Here is a 16,577-nt window from a genome sequence, read left to right as displayed (position 1 = left end):
GTATGACTCACAGCGATATGGGTCGTCGCAAAGACGATCACCTCGATATCGTGCTGGACAGGCGCGCCAGCGTGCGTACCTCCTTTTCCGGACTGGACGACATCCGCTTCGAACACTGTGCGCTGCCGGAATTGAATCTGGACGACATTGACGTGAGCGGCTCCCTGCTGGGCATCGCATTGCGCGCGCCGTTGCTTATCAGCTCCATGACCGGCGGGGCCGAGCGGGCCACCGCGATCAACCGTCATCTGGCCGAAGCCGCTCAGGAACTGGGCATCGCCATGGGCGTCGGCTCGCAGCGGGTGGCCTTGCAGAACGGCGGAGATCAGGGTCTGACCCGCGAACTGCGGCGTCTGGCGCCGGACATCGCGCTGCTGGGCAACATCGGCGCCGCGCAACTGATCGAGCCTGACGGCCTGGACATGGCCCGCCGTGCGGTCGACATGCTTCAGGCCAACGCGTTGATTATTCATCTGAACCCCTTGCAGGAAGCGGTGCAGGTCGGTGGCGACCGGCGCTGGCAGGGCATTCTCGACGCCATCCACCGCGTGGTGCTCGATGTCGGCGTGCCGGTGGTGGTCAAGGAAGTGGGCGCAGGCCTGTCCGCCGATGTTGCACTGGCGCTGGTGAATGCCGGAGTGCAGGTGTTGGACATTGCCGGACTGGGCGGCACCAGTTGGGCCGCCGTCGAGGCCGAGCGCGCAGAGAGCCCGGCCGATCGCGAAGTCGCCATGGCGTTTGCGCAGTGGGGCATCCCCACCGCCGTCAGCCTGGCCATGGTTCGCCAGGCGCTCCCGGACACGCCGTTGATTGCTTCCGGCGGCATTCACAATGGCATAGACGTGGCCAAGGCCATTCGGCTGGGCGCGGATGTCGTCGGCCAGGCCGCAGGCGTGCTGCGCAACGCGACCGTGTCCACTGCCGCCGTCATCGAACACTTCGACATCGTTATCCGCCAGTTACGCATCGCCTGTTTCTGCACCGGTTCAGAGGACCTGCGCGCGTTGCGCAGTGCTCGCCTGGTGGCGCCCAACACCCTGCAGTCGTTGCTGTCATGACCCATTTTGCGGTGGTGGCGCCGGCATTCTACAGCCACTTTCAGGCGTTTCAGGCCCTGGCCGGGACGCTGATCGACCGGGGTCATCAGGTCACCTTTTTCCAGCAGGCCGATGCCCGCCGCTGGCTGACCGATCCGCGCATCGGCTTTCACGCCCTCGGTGCCCTCAGTCATCCGCCGGGTAGTCTTGAAGCGGCGCTGCGCCGTGCGGCCTGCTCGAACAATCCGTTGCGCCTGCGCCGGGTGATCCGCGACCTGTGCGACACCACGCGCATGCTGTGTGCCGAGCTGCCCTCTGCACTGGCGGTGCGGCAGATCGAGGCCCTGCTGTGCGATCAGATGGAAGCGGCGGGCGGCATGGTCGCCGAAGGGCTGGGCTTGCCGTATGTCTCGGTGGCCTGCGCCTTGCCGGTCAACCGCGAGCCGCAGTTGCCGCTCCCGGTGATGCCCTTTGCCTACGCCACCGATGAACGCAGTCAGCATGTGTTCGAAGGCAGCCGCAAGGTGTACGACTGGCTGATGAGTCCGTTGAGCAAGGTGCTGCGTGATGCGTCACGGCGTCTGGCCATCGAGCCCCGCGACGGGCTGCATGAATGCCTCTCGCCGTATGCGCAGATCAGCCAGACGCTTCCCGGATTCGATTTCCCCCGTCAGCATCCACCGGCCAATTTTCACGCGGTCGGGCCACTGCGGGCGCCTCAGACCGAACAGCCGGGCGAATGGCCGATTGACCCCGCCCGGCCATTTATCTTCGCCAGCCTCGGCACGCTGCAGGGCAGTCGCTTTGACATGTTCCAACGCATCGCCACGGCCAGCCGACAATTGAATGCGCAGTTGCTGGTCGCCCATTGCGGCGGGCTGGATGCGCGGCAAGAGCAGCGGCTGATCCAGGCCGGCGCGACCTGGGTGACCGATTTCGCGCCGCAGCAATGGGCGCTGCAACACGCCGATGCGGTGGTGACCCACGGCGGCTTGAACACCGTGATGGACGCTATCGTGGCGCGCACGCCGATGCTGGTGATGCCCATCGCGTTTGATCAGCCGGGCGTTGCTTCGCGCGTTACCCATGCCCGGATTGGCCTGCAACTGCGGCGCGGCGCCGGGGCAGGGCAGATTCGCGAGCGCCTTACGCAACTGCGCGGGCTGTCCGCAGAGCCTTTTGAGCGCCTGGCGACCGAGCTGGCGAACGCTGGCGGCACCTCCCGCGCCGCCGACATTGTCGAAGCCGTGGTGCGCACGGGTGAGCCAGTGCTGGCGGGGTTGATGCCATGACGTACGATTTGATTCTTGCCGGCGGCGGCCTGGCCAACGGGCTGATCGCCTGGCGCCTCAAACAGCTGCGGCCGGAGCTGCGGGTGCTGTGCATCGAAGAGCAGACGCACCTGGGCGGCAATCACACCTGGTCCTACCACGAAGGCGACCTCACGGCCGAGCAGCATCAATGGCTGCAGCCCTTGGTGGTTCAGCGCTGGTCGGCCTATGACGTGCACTTCCCCCAACGCTCGCGACGGTTGAACAGTGGCTATGCCAGCATCACGTCGGAACGCTTTGCCGAGGTCATCGAGCCCGCTTTGGGCGATGCGCTCCTGACCGGCCGACGCATCACCGAACTCACGCCGAACGCCGTGGTGCTGGAAGGCGGCGAGCGGCTTCAGGCCAGCGCGGTGATCGATGGCCGTGGCGTGCAGGCCACGGCGCACATGGTGCTGGGGCAGCAGGCGTTTCTGGGTCAGTTGATGCGTTTGAAGGCGCCCCATGGCCTGACCGCGCCGATCATCATGGATGCCCGCGTCGCGCAGGGGCAGGGCTACCGCTTCGTCTACGTGCTGCCTTTTTCAGCTGACACCCTGCTGATCGAGGACACCCATTACGTCGACCAGCATTCGTTTTCATCTGACCAGCTTCGTCAGCACATCGCCGACTACGCCGCCGCCCAAGGCTGGGCGATTGCCGAGTGCCTGCGCGAAGAGCAGGGCGTGTTGCCGATCACCCTGGCCGGGGATTTCGCCGGGTTCTGGTGCGAAGCGGCGGGCCAGCCACGATCCGGATTGCGGGCCGGGCTGTTTCATTGCACCACCGGCTATTCGCTCCCCCATGCCGTGCGGCTGGCGGAGTGGATCGCCGTTCAGTCCAGGCTGGATGCCGAGTCGCTGGACGCCGGCATTCGCGCTATCGCGCGGCACGCGTGGCACTCCCAGGGTTTCTATCGGCTGCTTAATCGCATGCTGTTCCTGGCCGGACGTCCGTCCAATCGCTGGCAGGTGATGCAGCGGTTTTACGGGCTGTCCGAAGGCCTGATCAGCCGTTTCTACGCAGGGCGCAGTAGCCTGGCCGACAAGCTGCGCGTGCTCACCGGCAAACCGCCCGTACCGATCGACGAGGCGGTCAAGGCCGCTGTTCGTTACCTGCCCAAGCACTACCAGGCCAGGCATCACCCGCCTAAGCACAACGAGAATTGAAATGACCCAAGCAAAAACCGCAATTGTGATTGGTGCCGGTTTCGGCGGCCTGGCGTTGGCCATCCGGCTTCAGGCAGCGGGCGTGCAGACGACGCTGCTGGAAAAACGCGACAAGCCCGGTGGCCGCGCCTACGTCTACGAAGATCAGGGTTTTACCTTCGACGCGGGGCCGACGGTGATCACCGACCCGACGGCCATCGAAGAGCTGTTCACCGCCGCCGGCAAATCCATCAAGGATTACGTCGAGTTGCTGCCGGTGTCGCCGTTCTATCGCCTGTGCTGGGAAGACGGCACGAAGTTCGATTACGCCAACGATCAGCAGTCCCTCGACACCCAGATCGCGGCACTGAACCCCAAGGACGTCGCCGGTTATCAGCGCTTTCTGGCGTATTCCAAAGCGGTGTTTCAGGAAGGCTATCTGAAGCTCGGCGCCGTGCCGTTCCTGTCGTTCCGCGACATGATTCAGGCCGGGCCGCAGCTGGCGAAGTTGCAGGCATGGCGCAGCGTGTATTCCATGGTGTCGGAGTTCATCGAGGACGACAAACTGCGGCAGGCGTTTTCGTTTCACTCGCTGCTGGTGGGGGGCAATCCGTTTGCAACGTCCTCCATTTACACGCTGATTCACGCCCTCGAACGCCAGTGGGGCGTGTGGTTTCCCAAGGGCGGGACCGGCGCGCTGGTGCAGGGCATGGTCAAGCTGTTCGAAGACATCGGCGGGCGTTTCGAGCTCAACGCCGATGTCGCCAGCATTGACACCAGTGGCCAGAGAGTGACCGGCGTGCGCCTCAAGGACGGCCGGCAGATCAGCGCCGATTGCGTGGCCTCCAACGCCGACGTGATGCACACCTACGCCGAACTGCTCGGCGGCCACCCGCGCGGGGTCAAGGAAGGCGCACGGCTGAAGGGCAAGCGCTTCAGCAACTCACTGTTCGTCATCCACTTCGGGCTCAAGCGTCCGCAGCCACAGTTGCAGCACCACACCGTGTGTTTCGGCCCGCGCTACAAGGCGCTGATTCAGGAGATTTTCAAGGGCGCGGCGCTGGCCGAGGATTTCTCGCTGTACCTGCACGCGCCGTGCATCACCGACCCGAGCCTGGCGCCGCCGGGGTGTTCGAGCCATTACGTGCTGTCACCGGTGCCGCACCTGGGCAACGCCGATATCGACTGGGAAGTGGAAGGGCCGCGCTACCGCGACCGCATCTTCGCGTACTTGGAGAAGTACTACATGCCGGGCCTGCGCGAGGATCTGGTCACCAGCCGCATCTTCACGCCCCAGGATTTCAAGGGCGAACTCAACGCGCACCTCGGTTCGGCGTTTTCCCTTGAGCCGATCCTGCGACAAAGCGCGTGGTTCCGCCCCCACAACCGCGACGCAAGCCTGAGCAATCTGTACCTGGTCGGCGCCGGCACGCACCCGGGCGCCGGTGTGCCGGGTGTCATCGGTTCCGCCAAGGCCACGGCCGGGCTGATGCTGGAGGACCTGCACTCATGAGCGTGGCCGATCAGGCACTCCTCGATCACGCCACCCAGAGCATTGAAGTCGGCTCGAAAAGCTTCGCGGCCGCGTCGCGACTCTTCGATCCGGTGACCCGTCGCAGCGCGGTGATGCTCTATGCGTGGTGCCGGCACTGCGACGACGTCATTGACGGCCAGGAAGCGGGGCACTCGGCAACGGTGGTCAGTCAGCAGGAAGTCACCGAGCGCCTGCAACGGCTGATCGCCCAGACCCACGCCGTGTATGCCGGCACGCCGACCCACAGCCCGGCGTTCGAAGCGTTCCGGGAAGTTGTCCTGCGCCATGGCATCGAGCAGCGCTACGCCCTGCAACATCTCGATGGCTTCGCGATGGACGTCAGCCAGCGCGAATACCGGCGCGTCGAGGACACGCTGGAGTACTGCTATCACGTGGCCGGCGTGGTCGGCCTGATGATGGCGCAGATCATGGGCGTCAGCGACGAGGCGACCCTCGACCGCGCCTGTGATTTGGGACTGGCGTTTCAGCTGACCAACATCGCCCGGGACATCGTCGAAGACGCTTCGGTGGGGCGTTGCTACCTGCCGGGCGACTGGCTGGATGAGTTGGGCATTCCCCACGATCGCCTTGCATCTCCGGAATACCGTCCAGCGGTAGCCGTATTGGCAAAGCGGCTGGTGGACATGGCCGAGCCGTACTACGAGAGTGCCAATGCCGGCTTGACCGCCCTGCCATGGCGATCGGCCTGGGCAGTGGCGACAGCGGGGTGCGTCTACCGCGAGATCGGGGTGAAGGTCAGGGAGCGCGGCGCGCGGGCCTGGGATGCGCGGGTCTCGACCAGCAAGCTGGACAAGCTGCGACTGGTGTTGGTGGGGGCGTGGAAGGCTAGCGTGACTCGTGGTCGGCAGTGGCCGGCGCGACCTGCGAGCCTGTGGCAACGTCCGGATCGGATTTGTGCAACGGGCCGTCATGCAAGCGTCGGAGCTGAGCGCGTAACCGAGTGACGCTCGGCGCGTAGAGAAAGCCGAACGACACGCAGCGCTCCTTGCCCGACACCGCGTGGTGCATCAGATGCGCCTGATACAGTCGTTTGAGGTAGCCATTGCGGGGCACGTACTTGAACGGCCAGCGCTTGTGCACCAGGCCGTCGTGGGCGACGAAATACAGAAAGCCGTAAGCGGTCATCCCTGCGCCGATCCACTCCAGCGGATGCGCCCCCGCGGTGCCCAGCGCGATCAGCACGATGGCGAACCCGGCGAACACCACGGCATACAGATCGTTCTTCTCGAACCAGCCGGTTCTCGGCTCGTGGTGCGACTTATGCCAGCCCCAGCCCCAACCGTGCATGATGTACTTATGCGCAAACACGGCAAAGCCCTCCATGCCGATCACGGTTGCGAAAAATACGAGGGCATTGATCATCGGGCTCATCCACGCAAGTGTCTCGACGTCAGACCGTGAAAAGGCCGACGCTGTTCGGTGCGTGATTGTCGCATGCCGGTGGCTGAAGGCGGAGATCGGTTTGTCAGTTGCCGATTGGGCGTGGCCCTCCGTTGTTTTGTAGCGTGACATCTGACGCCTTCCCGGCTGAAGCCGGTCCCACTATGAGTACGCGGTGTGCCAATGGGACTGCACTGCTGTTCGTGGGACCGGCTTTAGCCGGGAAGGGGCCAGTGTGAACGCCTCATTTTTGTAGCGTGACGCACGACGCTTTCCCGGCTGAAGCCGGTCCTACGGGCCGAGCGCATTGCTTTTAGTGGGACTGGCTTTAGCCGGGAAGGGGCCGGCATGAACACCTTCATTTTGTAGCGTGACGCACGACGCTTTCCCGGCTGAAGCCAGTCCTACGGATCGAGCGAATTGCTTTTCGTGGGACCGGCTTTAGCCGGGAAGGGGCCGGTTTGAACACTATCAGTGGGATGGCCAGTCGCCGTGGGTCGTAACCGACTGAACTGTGCCGGCCTCCTGCGGCCTCAGACTTACACCCGCTAAAGGAGGCCAAGGCCATGAACAACGACGAATTCAATCAATATGACGCAGAGCGCTTCCACGGTCAGGTCGCCGAGCAGCTGGGCATCAGCGTGGAAGAGCTGAAAACCTGGATGATCAACGACATCGAGCGGGTCACCGAAGGCGGCGAGGAGGTGGGACACATGGTTGTGTTCCGTGAGTCCACACCCGATGAGGTGCTCGACAAGCTCAAGAACCCGCAGAGCCGCTTTACGGCGATGACGGGTGTTATCGAGACTGAGTGAGCGGTCGGCGTCCGACCTTCACTGGCGGTTGCTGTAGTGAAACCGCACACAACAAAAAGCCCGATCACTCGGGCTTTTTGTTGTCGCTCATCCGCCGATTACTTCGACGGCAGGGCGTAGGCAATCAGGGAATCGCCCATTTTGGTACCGAACGAGCCATGCCCGCCGGCCATGATCACAATGTACTGCTTGCCATTGCTCTCGTAGGTCATCGGTGTGGCTTGACCGCCAGCCGGCAACCGCGCTTCCCAGAGCAGATCGCCGTTGGTGACGTTGAAGGCACGCAGGTAGTTGTCTTGGGTGCCGGCGATGAACATCAGGTTGCCGGCCGTGGAGATGGGACCACCGAGCATCGGCACACCGATTTTCAGCGGTGGCAGTTGAATGCCTTTCAGGCTGTCGCGGATGGTACCGATACGCTTGCGCCACACCACGTCGTGGGTCTTCATGTCGACACCCGCCACATAACCCCAGGCCGGCTCTTTACATGGCAGGCCCAAGGGCGACAGGAAGGCGTTGATTTCGACGCCATAAGGCACGCCGTACTGAGGCTGAATGCCCATTTCGGTACCGGTCCCGGTGGCACCTTCTTTAGGCCACAACGGGTTGTTCGGGCCTCGGGGGATCAGCTTGGACACGAACGGCAGCGCCATCGGGTTCATCAGCGCGACCTGACGGTCGGCGTTGACCGAGATGCCACCCCATTCGAAAACGCCCAGGTTGCCCGGGAACACCAGCGTGCCTTGCTCGGACGGCGGCGTGTATTGGCCGTTGTACGATAGCTGCTTGAAGATCACGCGGCAGACCAGTTGGTCGAACATGGTCGCGCCCCACATCTCCTTGTCGGACAGGGTTTGAATCGACGTCAGGTTCAGGTCCGAGCGCGGCTGGGTCGGGCTGACCCGATCGCCTGGCGCCGCTTCACCCGCAGGCACCGGCATTTCATGGACCGGCACGATTGGCTTGCCGTCGCGACGGTCGAGCACGAACAGGTTGCCGGCCTTGGTCGGCACGTACACCGCAGGGACAGCTTCGCCGCTGCCGGTTTTTACGTCAGCCAGGGTTGGCTGAGCCGGTACGTCCATGTCCCACAGGTCGTGGTGGGTGGTCTGAAAGCTCCACACCAGTTTGCCGGTGGAGCCGTTCATGGCGACGATCGAGCTGGCATAACGCTCCATCATCGGGGTGCGGTTGCCGCCCCAGATGTCGGGCGTCGGGTTGCCGGTTGGCACGTAGACCACGTCGGTTTTCGCGTCGTAAGCCAGCGGTGCCCAGGCGTTCGGCGAGTTATTGACCAGGGTCTTGCCGTCGCCCGGAATCGCGTTCGGGTCTTCGGCACCGGTGTCGAAGATCCACTTCAGCGCACCCGTGTTCACGTCGTAGCCACGGATCGCACCGGATGGCTCGTGCACCGACAAGTTATCGGTCACCGAACCGCCGATGATCACGGTGGTGCCGGTCACCACAGGCGGGGAGGTGGGTTCGAGGCCGCCCGGATACGGGTAGGGCTGCAAGTGCAGCAGATCGAGCTCGCCGTTTTTGGCGAAGTCGGTACACGGTGCGCCGGTGTCAGCGTTGATGGCGAACAGACGACCGTCGTTGACCGGCAGGAATACCTTGCGCGGGCAACTGGTGGCGACCGGCTGAGTGCCTTCCAGGCTTTTCGCAAACTGCGTGGTGTCAGCCTGATCGAAGTAGGCAACGCCTCGGCAGGTCAAGTGCTGGAAGGACGGGTCGGATTTGAGCTTGGGATCGAATCTCCACTTCTCTTTGCCGGTCGCCGGGTCCAGCGCCACCAGGATCTGGTGGGTGGTGCAGATGTACATGTTGTCGCCTACCTTGATCGGCGTCAGCTCGTTGGTGGTCTCGCCGGAGTCACTCGCGGTTTTCGATTCGCCGCTGTTGAAGGTCCACGCCACCTGCAGGTCTTTGACGTTGCCTTCGTTGATCTGGGTCAGCGGGGAATAGCGCGTGCCCGACTGGGTGCGCCCATAAGCAGGCCAGTCGCCATTGGCGATGCCCTCGACAGGCTCATGCTGCGCGGGTTGCGCGGTGGCCATGCTGCCGTTGATTTCCTGCGGGTCGTTGAAGATGGCATACACCATCACCACGATGGCCAGCGCCAATGTCGCGGATAAAAAGGTTTTGCCGGGCTTGATGCGCTCCGGAATATCCCGGGTCACCGCCGGAATGAGCAGCCACAGACCCAACACCCCGAGGATGTCGAATCGCGGCACCAGCGCCCAGAAGTCCGTGCCTGCTTCCCACAGACCCCAGACCACGGTGATCAGCATCAGCGCGCCATACAGCCAGAGCGATGCCGCGGAACGTCGCCACAACAGGACGGCGAACACCAGCAGCGCGACGCCCAGGAACAGATAATAAAAAGAGCCGCCCAATGTGAGCAGCCAGATACCGCCTACCAGCAGAAACAAGGCAAAGATGCCTGCAATGATGGAAGTGAAACGCCTCAGCCCTGAAGCTTTTGATAAGTCATTCATCGATGTTCCCCCTTGGGATGTAGTGCATGGACTGTGCGCCTCATAGGGGGTTCAACTCCCCGATCAGCCGGTTGGATGAATTTTTTCGGCATCACTGACCACACGCTCTTTCCAAGCATAGGCCGTGTTCACGAACTGATCCCGGGGGAAAAGCATTCAGAGGGCAATCGGCCCGGCCTTACGCAGGTTCGGGGCCTGAAGAGGGGCTGAAAGGACCGGCGAGATGGCGCTACAGGGCGGCAAGGTAATGCCCGCTATGGTGCATCCCATCGCTCAAAGTTGCGGGGGGGTGTGGGCGCAGACTAGAGTCGTCAACAGGCCATTCAACTTACGGCAGGCGCATGAGACGGAGTCCATCGATTCCCTCTGGTCTGCGCTCTCATAACGCGCTGGAAGTGTAAGTTCTCTATGCACAATCGGTTAAGCAGGACGCGAGCCACGACGCTGCTGATCACAGCGGCGGTTTTTGTGTGTGTATCCGGGTGCACGACCCAGGCCACGACCGGTGCGTCATTGGTCGATTACACCTCAGTCAGCGCATCTTCACCGCCACACAAACTCACCGGCCTTTGGGCCGGTCCCCACGCCGGCGGCACTTTTTACGTGGAAATCTTCGAGGACGGCGACCTGCGCACCTGCCTGAGCGCTCCGCCTTATTACCGCGCGATGGACGGAAAATATGCCGACGAGGCGTTGTATCTGGAAGACGGCACCCGTATTGAATTTCAGCCGGCGGGTGCGCAGCGCATCACTATTTATTCGCCCCCAGGAAGGCCGGTGACCACGCTGGAACGCGGTGCGCCAAGTCTCTCCGCCAGCGAGTGCCAGGGAGGCGCCGATGACGTCCAGCGCAAACTTTCCCACTGGGCTGCGCAGTAGCGGCGGGGTGCGTTAATGCAGTCGGTGTGGATCGCAGCCGCTACCTTCGCCTGCCTGCTGGCGGCATCGTTGCTGATGATGCACTGGTATCCCAGGCTTTCGAGCCGTCATCGAGACGAGGACACCAACACGGTCATCCGCTTGGTGGCCAACATCTTCGTGGTGATGACCTCGCTCGTGTTCGGGCTGATGATCAATTCAGCCAAGAACACCTATGAATCCATCGACGCGAGCTTCCATGCCTACGCCACTGATCTGATCATCTTCGACCGAACGCTGCGCACTTACGGCGAGTCCGCGCAACAGACACGCGGGCTGCTGGTGACGTACCTGGAGCGGGCCATTGCCAATCCGTATCGCGGTGACGAAGCGCTGCAGCATCGCAAGAGCCAGGCCGCGCAGTACCTGGACGACATCGGCAAATCCCTCGCCGGGGTGCGCCCGGCGGATCGCTTCCATGAAACCTTGATGCTGGACATTCGCCAGCAGTACCACGGCCTGATCGAACAGCGCTGGCGAATCGTCGAGCAGTCCGAAGGGGCGATACCCGGCCCGCTGATCGGCATGCTGATCGCGTGGATGACGCTGATTTTCGCCACCTTCGGCTACCGGGCGCCGCGCAACCCGATGGTCATTGGCATGTTCACCGTATCAGCACTGCTGATTGCCGCGTCGGTCTACCTGGTCCTGGACATGGACATTCCCTTTCACGGCCCCATCCAGATTTCTGATGAGCCGCTTCGCCGGGCCTTGGCGGAGATGCAGTTGTAAGCGTGCGCTTTAACCGCTTTAGGGTCGTGGTCGCGCTCGGGTTGCGGTCCTTTATAACGAAGCGTCGGAGGGCAGAAAAGGAGGGATTTGCGAGGTGGGCCGGGTATGATGCAGCGCTCTGCACGTCACCACTCAGCACGCTACCGTGCCAGCCCGTATTCAGGATCACAATGCCCAGCCCCACGTTTACCGTCATGCGTCTCGATGCCACGCCCCCGGAATCGATCAAGAGCCAGATCATGCAAATGGTGATCGACTACGTCACCGACCTCAGCATGGTCGCCATCGCCCCGAGCAATCCGTTGTACCCGCTGTACCAATACGGCGTCGGCCATGAAGTGCATCAGTACGTGCAGGCGATGGATGGCTCGCGGGGGATTGCGGTGGAATTGATCGTGGCGCTGGACGCCGAGGATCCGTCGATCGTCATCGGCTTTTTACTCTATTTGCCGGTTCAACAGGACCCGCAGGCGTGCGCCGTGGCGTACATGGCGGTGCAAACGGTACGCCGTCGTCAGGGCGTGGCGCGGGCCATGCTGACAAAGATGACCGAACGCTATCCCCATGCGGAGCTGGCGTGCTTCGTCTCCAAAGTTGCGGTGTTCGAGGCGCTGGGTTTTCAGGTGTTGGGTGCGCGCGGGCCGCAGGTGGTGATGAACACCCGTGAGCGGCAGACCGAGGGCTTGTTGGCCGTGCTGGACATTGCGCCGATCTACAACTCGCTGGAAGTGCGGCAGATCCACAGCTATCTGTTGAAGCAGCACGGCAAGCGCGCCATGACCGATGCGGAGAAACAGCGCGATCGCCACATCGATCAGTTGACCCGCCAGGCCCGGCTATTCGTCAACGGACTGTTGGGCGAGTCAGGCGCGCAAGCCTTCATCGGCCCGCGGCTCGTCTAATCCAGCGATCAGCGATCAGCGATCAGCGATCAGCGAACGGCCTCGTTGAGGTCGATCCCGCCTGAGTCCTTGCTCCACATTTCCAGCAGGAAATCCCGCTCGGCGTGATGCAGCGTGCGTTCCATGGCCAGGTGCCGCGCCAGGACCTGGTGCACCTCGCGGCCCTCCATCGGGCAGCCTTCGATGGGGTGCAGCCAGTGGCATGCCAGCACCGCACCCTCCGGCGTCAGGCTTTCGCGAATGCGCTCGATGATCTCGCCGAAGGCATCCGGCGTCAGGTAATAGGCCCATTCGCTGATCACCACCAGATCGAATTCTCCCGCCGGCCAGTCCTGAGGCAAACAGCCTTCCAGCACCTGAACATGGGCATGTTCGCTCAAGCGGTCTCGGGCCAGAGTGACGGCCCGGGGGCTGAGGTCCATGCACAGCAGCGCGTCGCAGCGTTCGGCCAGGCGCAGGCTCAGTTCGCCATTGGCGCATCCCGGCTCGAAGATGCGCCCATAGCGCTGGCGCGGCAGAGCGGCGAGGGTCAGGTCGCGTTTGCGGTGTTCGTACCAGCGCGTACGGAAGGCCCAGGGGTCGTCGCTGTTGGCGAACAATGTCTCAAAATACTCACCTGTCATGCTCACAGAAACACCAGTTCGAAGGGTTGCAGCAGACGCTCAAGCGTCTGAGGGGTCAACACCGGAGGAGCGCCGGTGCTCGGGTCGTTTTCCAGCTGGCTCAAATGCGCCCCGATGGCCTCGCGCTTGCGCCGCAGTTGCTCCTCGCTGAGCCAGAATTTACGGGCCTGTTCCCAAGGGATGCGCGGGTCGTTCGGTTCAGCCCAATGCCAGGCCCACACCGGCATCTCCACCAGCGTCGCGCCACTGTTGGCCACCGCCTGGGCCGCGCAATGGCCGACGGCTTCGTGGTCGCAGTGGCCGTCGTGGCGCCAGGTGGTCAACAACACATCCGAGGGACGCAGGTCTTCGCTGAGCAGGGCAATCAACGACTCGGCATGCCCGGCAACTTGACCATCGCCCATGCCGAGCCGTTGCCAGGACAGCCTCGACACGTCGAGGCCCAGGTGCGCGACGGCCTGTTCGCTTTCCCGGCGCCGCTCGGTTCGCAGGCGCTGTACCGGCCACAGGGGAGAGTGCGGATGACTGCCTTCGCCGTCGGTGACAGCCACCAGTTGCACATCGTGCTGCCGTTGAGCCATCGCCGCGAGCACACCGCCGCAGGTCAGCACTTCGTCGTCGGGATGCGGCGCGAGCACGATCAGGCGTGCGCCAGGTGGAATCAGTTCCTCCAGGGTGATCGGGCGCACACCGCGCAACGCCACGCTGTTCTGCCAGGCGCTCAACGGGGTGCCGGTGACGCCGAAAGGCTGCGCTTCGTTCATAGTGACCAATCCTCGTTTTCGCCCGAGGCGACTCGCTGGCCCAGATGCGCCAGGTCGCGTTCGGCGTGGCTTTGTCGGATAAACACCTGCAGGTCGGCGGCCAGCCGGGCAAAGTGCGGATCGCGGCAGAATGGCGTTGCGCCCAGCGCCCGCCCGACGTGCCGGCAAACCTGTTCGACCGCCAGCTCGACCTGGGCCCGCAGGCGCTGCACCGGCAGGCTCGCGTCGTGCTGCGGATGTGCGTCGATCCATGAGGCGCATTCGCGCAAGGCCGCCGCCGCGCCGCACAGCGCCGCATCCACGCTGCCCAGATGAGCGTCAGCATGGGGTTCCGGCCGTCCGTTGTGTCGGTGCGCGCGCAAGGTCTTCGCCAGCGCTACCGCCGCGCCATACCAGGCCGCGGCGATACCGGCGCCGCCTTGCCAGAATCCTGGCCGGGAAAGGTAGTCGCCACTGTTGCCCACGCAAATGCCGACAGCGTCGTCGAAGTGCACGTCGCCGCTGGCGGTGCCCGCCATGCCTACGGCCTGCCAGGTGTCGCTGTTGAAGCGCACGCCGGACTGCTTCAAATCAACGGCTACCAGCTGCGGCGTTTCATCGCTGGCCCATGCGGTGAGCAGGGCGTAATCCAGCTGTTGTGCGCCAGAGCACCAGGCCTTGCGGCCGTGGAGGCGCACCTTGTCGCCATGGCGTTGGCTGACGCCTACCCTGGCGTCGGGCGGTTCAGCGGCCCATACGCCCCAGATGCCGGGTGCATCGAAAGGCGCTGAATTAAGTTCATCAGCGCTCAATTCATGAAGAATGGCGAGGGCGTCGGTGTGGCCTTCGTAGAGTTTGAGCAGCGCCAGATCGACGCCCGCCACCGTCGCCAATTGGCGCCAGCGTTCGAGGGTGCGACCGCTGCCGGGCAACGGCAATTGATCGAGCCCGCTGTCGAGGCAGCGTTGCATGGCGTGACGCAGGGGTGCGTCCGGCACGTGGGGGTTGTGACGGTGGGCGAAATCCGCCAGCAGTGATTCAAGTCCTTGTGCATCGTCCCGCATGACTGTCTCCGTCCCGTTGACGCCGACGCGAGTTGCGCGGGCTGTTTGCCTGGCCCGTTGCGCGGCCTGCTGATGAAATTCGGCAGCGCAGGCGGGGAGGGGTTCAAACATTTCTTCGGCCAGCCGGGCCACGTGCGTTCGGCCGGGCGGCTTCGCCAGCGCGCTGATCCCTGTTTTGTGAACGGGTGCGCGGTTTTGTCGCAGCGAGCGTTTCTCAACCCATGGGCGTCAAGGCATGCAGCGCCGTTGAGGGGTGTCGGTAAAATCCGCTTGTAACGCATTCGGCCCGGTTTTGCGCGACACTGTCGGGCACCTGTTTTTTTCGCTTCGTCCCTCGCCGCTGCAGTGCGGCTGCCAATAACGCCTGCGGTGCCGCGAGGTGGACGAAAAAAGGGTTGGCGTTGGCGCCAGCCGCTGCTTTCGAGAGTTCGCCAGATGAATGAGTTTCTAACCCGCCGTCAGGTGGTCACCGGCATGGGCCTGTTGGGGCTGGGCCTGCTGGCCGGCTGTGACGGTTCGACCACTGCGCTGGATTTCAAGTACGGCAAAGATCTGAGCAACAAGATCATGGGCCGCACGTTCAAGCTGACCGACACCGACGGTGAGGTCAAAACCCTGTCGAGTTATCGCGGGTTGATGCCGATGGTATTTTTCGGTTTCACCCAATGCCCGGCGGTGTGCCCGACCGCGCTGGCCCGTGCTGCGCAGATCAGAAAGATGATGGGCGAGGACGGCAAGACGCTGCAGGTGATCTTCATCACCGTCGACCCCGAGCGCGACACACCGCACATCCTCGACGCCTACGTCAAACAGTTCGATCCGACGTTTGTCGCCCTGCGCGGCACCCTGGAAGAAACCGCCCACGTCGCCAAAGAATTCGGCGTGTTCTACGAAAAGGTCCCGGCGGGCAACACCTACACGATGTCCCATACCGCCACCAGCTTCGTTTTCGACTCCCGGGGCAACCTGCGCCTGGGGCTGTCACCCTCGCTTTCCGCCAAGCAATGCGCGGAAGACCTGCTCACTGTCATGGAAGTCTGCTGATGAATACTGTGTTTGCTGCTGTCTCACGCTCGTTGGTTTCGCGCACGTTGGGGGTCGCCCTGTTGGCCGGGGTCAGTCTGAGTGCGGTTGCCCAGACGCGGGTGGAGGATCCGTGGGTGCGTGCGACGGTGGCCGGGCAGGCTTCGTCAGGCGCGTTCATGCGCATCACCGCGGACACCGACAGCACGCTGCTCAGCGTCACCTCGCCAGTGGCCAAAGACGTGCAGATCCACGAGATGAGCATGACCAACGACGTCATGCGCATGGGCCCGGTCGACGCCGTGCCGCTGCCGGCAGGCAAGACCGTGGCGCTGGACCCGGATGGCTACCACGTGATGCTCATGGGCCTGAACGGCCAGATCAAAGAGGGCGATCAGGTCCCGCTGACCCTGACCGTGAAAAACGCCAAAGGCGAGACAGAAGTGCTGAACGTAAGCGCCCCGGCCCGCGCCGCGATGGACATGAGCCATGATCACGGCATGACGCATTAAGTGGGATCGCGTATCCGGTAGGACCGGCTTCACCCGGGAAAGCGCCGGCGGCCATACCGCAGAATTGATGGTGTTCAGGTCGGGGGCACACCGGAGAAGTGGTGTCGTTCAAACCGACGTCTTCCCGGCTAAAGCCAGTCCCACAAAGACACCGCGTATTCACTGTGGGACCTGCTAGAACCAGTCCCACAAAGCCACCACGTACCCTCGTAATTGGATGGACTCGCCCAAGCCGAGGCGTCAGTAGCGCCACGGTGGCATTCTTAAGAAGCCAACGACAGCGAGGGCGAGCCCATGAAAAAGCATACGATCAA

General features: G+C 63.3%; 16 protein-coding genes. 11 read left to right on the top strand and 5 right to left on the bottom strand.

Annotation, left to right across the window (positions count from 1 at the left end; all coding sequences use genetic code 11):
• Nucleotides 1-2 precede the first annotated feature (2 nt).
• From fni to crtB, 5 genes are read left to right on the top strand one after another with little or no spacing between them, the layout of a single operon-like run.
• Nucleotides 3-1,058 (top strand): type 2 isopentenyl-diphosphate Delta-isomerase, encoded by a 1,056-nt coding sequence (gene fni, locus SLW74_RS26575; protein WP_410930621.1) that lies wholly within the window; start codon nucleotides 3-5, stop codon nucleotides 1,056-1,058.
• Nucleotides 1,055-2,329 carry a glycosyltransferase gene (locus SLW74_RS26570; protein ID WP_410930620.1) on the top strand — a complete coding sequence of 425 codons (1,275 nt, stop codon included), beginning with the start codon at nucleotides 1,055-1,057 and terminating at the stop codon, nucleotides 2,327-2,329. The genes fni and SLW74_RS26570 overlap by 4 nt, the downstream gene beginning before the upstream one ends.
• The gene (gene crtY, locus SLW74_RS26565; RefSeq protein ID WP_410930619.1) at nucleotides 2,326-3,516 is read left to right on the top strand and encodes a lycopene beta-cyclase CrtY; all 1,191 of its coding nucleotides are present in this window, start codon (nucleotides 2,326-2,328) and stop codon (nucleotides 3,514-3,516) included. Before SLW74_RS26570 ends, crtY begins: the two co-directional genes overlap by 4 nt.
• A 1-nt stretch (nucleotide 3,517) precedes the next feature.
• Nucleotides 3,518-5,008: a phytoene desaturase gene (locus SLW74_RS26560; RefSeq protein WP_410930618.1), complete on the top strand. Its 1,491-nt coding sequence runs from the start codon at nucleotides 3,518-3,520 to the stop codon at nucleotides 5,006-5,008.
• Complete coding sequence (crtB, locus tag SLW74_RS26555) at nucleotides 5,005-5,994, top strand: 15-cis-phytoene synthase CrtB (RefSeq protein WP_410930617.1); 990 nt, start codon at nucleotides 5,005-5,007, stop codon at nucleotides 5,992-5,994. Before SLW74_RS26560 ends, crtB begins: the two co-directional genes overlap by 4 nt.
• Here crtB and SLW74_RS26550 read toward each other — a convergent pair.
• Entirely contained in the window at nucleotides 5,876-6,421 is a 546-nt protein-coding gene (locus tag SLW74_RS26550; RefSeq protein ID WP_141695115.1) for a sterol desaturase family protein, read from the bottom strand. The genes crtB and SLW74_RS26550 overlap by 119 nt on opposite strands.
• 575 nt (nucleotides 6,422-6,996) lie before the next feature.
• Between SLW74_RS26550 and SLW74_RS26545 the strand changes: the two genes are divergently transcribed.
• Nucleotides 6,997-7,245 carry a hypothetical protein gene (locus tag SLW74_RS26545; protein ID WP_296313978.1) on the top strand — a complete coding sequence of 83 codons (249 nt, stop codon included), beginning with the start codon at nucleotides 6,997-6,999 and terminating at the stop codon, nucleotides 7,243-7,245.
• Between the two features lie 98 nt (nucleotides 7,246-7,343).
• Here SLW74_RS26545 and SLW74_RS26540 read toward each other — a convergent pair whose 3' ends face one another.
• The gene (locus SLW74_RS26540) at nucleotides 7,344-9,746 is read right to left on the bottom strand and encodes a glucose/quinate/shikimate family membrane-bound PQQ-dependent dehydrogenase (RefSeq protein WP_410930616.1); all 2,403 of its coding nucleotides are present in this window, start codon (nucleotides 9,744-9,746) and stop codon (nucleotides 7,344-7,346) included.
• Between the two features lie 513 nt (nucleotides 9,747-10,259).
• On the opposite strand from SLW74_RS26540, the gene SLW74_RS26535 reads away from it, so the two are divergent.
• From SLW74_RS26535 to SLW74_RS26525, 3 genes are all read left to right on the top strand, one after another.
• Nucleotides 10,260-10,625, top strand: a complete 366-nt coding sequence (locus tag SLW74_RS26535; RefSeq protein ID WP_065987122.1) for a hypothetical protein — start codon at nucleotides 10,260-10,262, stop codon at nucleotides 10,623-10,625.
• A gap of 15 nt (nucleotides 10,626-10,640) precedes the next feature.
• Complete coding sequence (locus SLW74_RS26530) at nucleotides 10,641-11,396, top strand: DUF4239 domain-containing protein (protein ID WP_065987123.1); 756 nt, start codon at nucleotides 10,641-10,643, stop codon at nucleotides 11,394-11,396.
• A 170-nt stretch (nucleotides 11,397-11,566) separates the two neighbouring features.
• Entirely contained in the window at nucleotides 11,567-12,298 is a 732-nt protein-coding gene (locus SLW74_RS26525; RefSeq protein WP_410930615.1) for a GNAT family N-acetyltransferase, read from the top strand.
• 29 nt (nucleotides 12,299-12,327) lie between these two features.
• Here the strand turns inward: SLW74_RS26525 and SLW74_RS26520 are convergent, their stop codons facing one another.
• From SLW74_RS26520 to SLW74_RS26510, 3 genes are read right to left on the bottom strand one after another with little or no spacing between them, the layout of a single operon-like run.
• A complete protein-coding gene (locus SLW74_RS26520; protein WP_192135900.1) occupies nucleotides 12,328-12,927 on the bottom strand; it encodes a class I SAM-dependent methyltransferase in 600 nt (199 codons plus the stop codon).
• Nucleotides 12,924-13,685, bottom strand: a complete 762-nt coding sequence (locus SLW74_RS26515; RefSeq protein WP_410930614.1) for a PIG-L deacetylase family protein — start codon at nucleotides 13,683-13,685, stop codon at nucleotides 12,924-12,926. Before SLW74_RS26515 ends, SLW74_RS26520 begins: the two co-directional genes overlap by 4 nt.
• Nucleotides 13,682-14,728, bottom strand: coding sequence for an acyl-CoA dehydrogenase family protein (locus SLW74_RS26510; RefSeq protein ID WP_410930613.1), 1,047 nt, complete (start codon nucleotides 14,726-14,728; stop codon nucleotides 13,682-13,684). Before SLW74_RS26510 ends, SLW74_RS26515 begins: the two co-directional genes overlap by 4 nt.
• Nucleotides 14,729-15,163: 435 nt before the next feature.
• On the opposite strand from SLW74_RS26510, the gene SLW74_RS26505 reads away from it, so the two are divergent.
• Together SLW74_RS26505 and SLW74_RS26500 are read left to right on the top strand one after the other, a co-directional pair.
• Complete coding sequence (locus SLW74_RS26505; RefSeq protein WP_410930612.1) at nucleotides 15,164-15,772, top strand: SCO family protein; 609 nt, start codon at nucleotides 15,164-15,166, stop codon at nucleotides 15,770-15,772.
• Nucleotides 15,772-16,263 (top strand): copper chaperone PCu(A)C, encoded by a 492-nt coding sequence (locus SLW74_RS26500; protein ID WP_410930611.1) that lies wholly within the window; start codon nucleotides 15,772-15,774, stop codon nucleotides 16,261-16,263. The genes SLW74_RS26505 and SLW74_RS26500 overlap by 1 nt, the downstream gene beginning before the upstream one ends.
• Nucleotides 16,264-16,577 lie beyond the last annotated feature (314 nt).

The sequence above is a fragment of the Pseudomonas sp. W5-36 genome (assembly GCF_046540455.1).
Lineage (GTDB): Bacteria > Pseudomonadota > Gammaproteobacteria > Pseudomonadales > Pseudomonadaceae > Aquipseudomonas > Aquipseudomonas graminis_B.
Note: the sequence above shows the minus strand (reverse complement) of the source record. Positions and strands in the feature narration are given on the sequence as shown.

Excerpts from the sequence above, each read along its gene's own strand:
- fni (WP_410930621.1), top strand. The coding sequence starts at position 3 with ATGACTCACAGCGATATGGGTCGTCGCAAAGACGATCACCTCGATATC.
- SLW74_RS26570 (WP_410930620.1), top strand. The coding sequence starts at position 1,055 with ATGACCCATTTTGCGGTGGTGGCGCCGGCATTCTACAGCCACTTTCAG.
- crtY (WP_410930619.1), top strand. The coding sequence starts at position 2,326 with ATGACGTACGATTTGATTCTTGCCGGCGGCGGCCTGGCCAACGGGCTG.
- SLW74_RS26560 (WP_410930618.1), top strand. The coding sequence starts at position 3,518 with ATGACCCAAGCAAAAACCGCAATTGTGATTGGTGCCGGTTTCGGCGGC.
- crtB (WP_410930617.1), top strand. The coding sequence starts at position 5,005 with ATGAGCGTGGCCGATCAGGCACTCCTCGATCACGCCACCCAGAGCATT.
- SLW74_RS26550 (WP_141695115.1), bottom strand. The coding sequence starts at position 6,421 with ATGAGCCCGATGATCAATGCCCTCGTATTTTTCGCAACCGTGATCGGC.
- SLW74_RS26545 (WP_296313978.1), top strand. The coding sequence starts at position 6,997 with ATGAACAACGACGAATTCAATCAATATGACGCAGAGCGCTTCCACGGT.
- SLW74_RS26540 (WP_410930616.1), bottom strand. The coding sequence starts at position 9,746 with ATGAATGACTTATCAAAAGCTTCAGGGCTGAGGCGTTTCACTTCCATC.
- SLW74_RS26530 (WP_065987123.1), top strand. The coding sequence starts at position 10,641 with ATGCAGTCGGTGTGGATCGCAGCCGCTACCTTCGCCTGCCTGCTGGCG.
- SLW74_RS26525 (WP_410930615.1), top strand. The coding sequence starts at position 11,567 with ATGCCCAGCCCCACGTTTACCGTCATGCGTCTCGATGCCACGCCCCCG.
- SLW74_RS26515 (WP_410930614.1), bottom strand. The coding sequence starts at position 13,685 with ATGAACGAAGCGCAGCCTTTCGGCGTCACCGGCACCCCGTTGAGCGCC.
- SLW74_RS26510 (WP_410930613.1), bottom strand. The coding sequence starts at position 14,728 with ATGCGGGACGATGCACAAGGACTTGAATCACTGCTGGCGGATTTCGCC.
- SLW74_RS26505 (WP_410930612.1), top strand. The coding sequence starts at position 15,164 with ATGAATGAGTTTCTAACCCGCCGTCAGGTGGTCACCGGCATGGGCCTG.
- SLW74_RS26500 (WP_410930611.1), top strand. The coding sequence starts at position 15,772 with ATGAATACTGTGTTTGCTGCTGTCTCACGCTCGTTGGTTTCGCGCACG.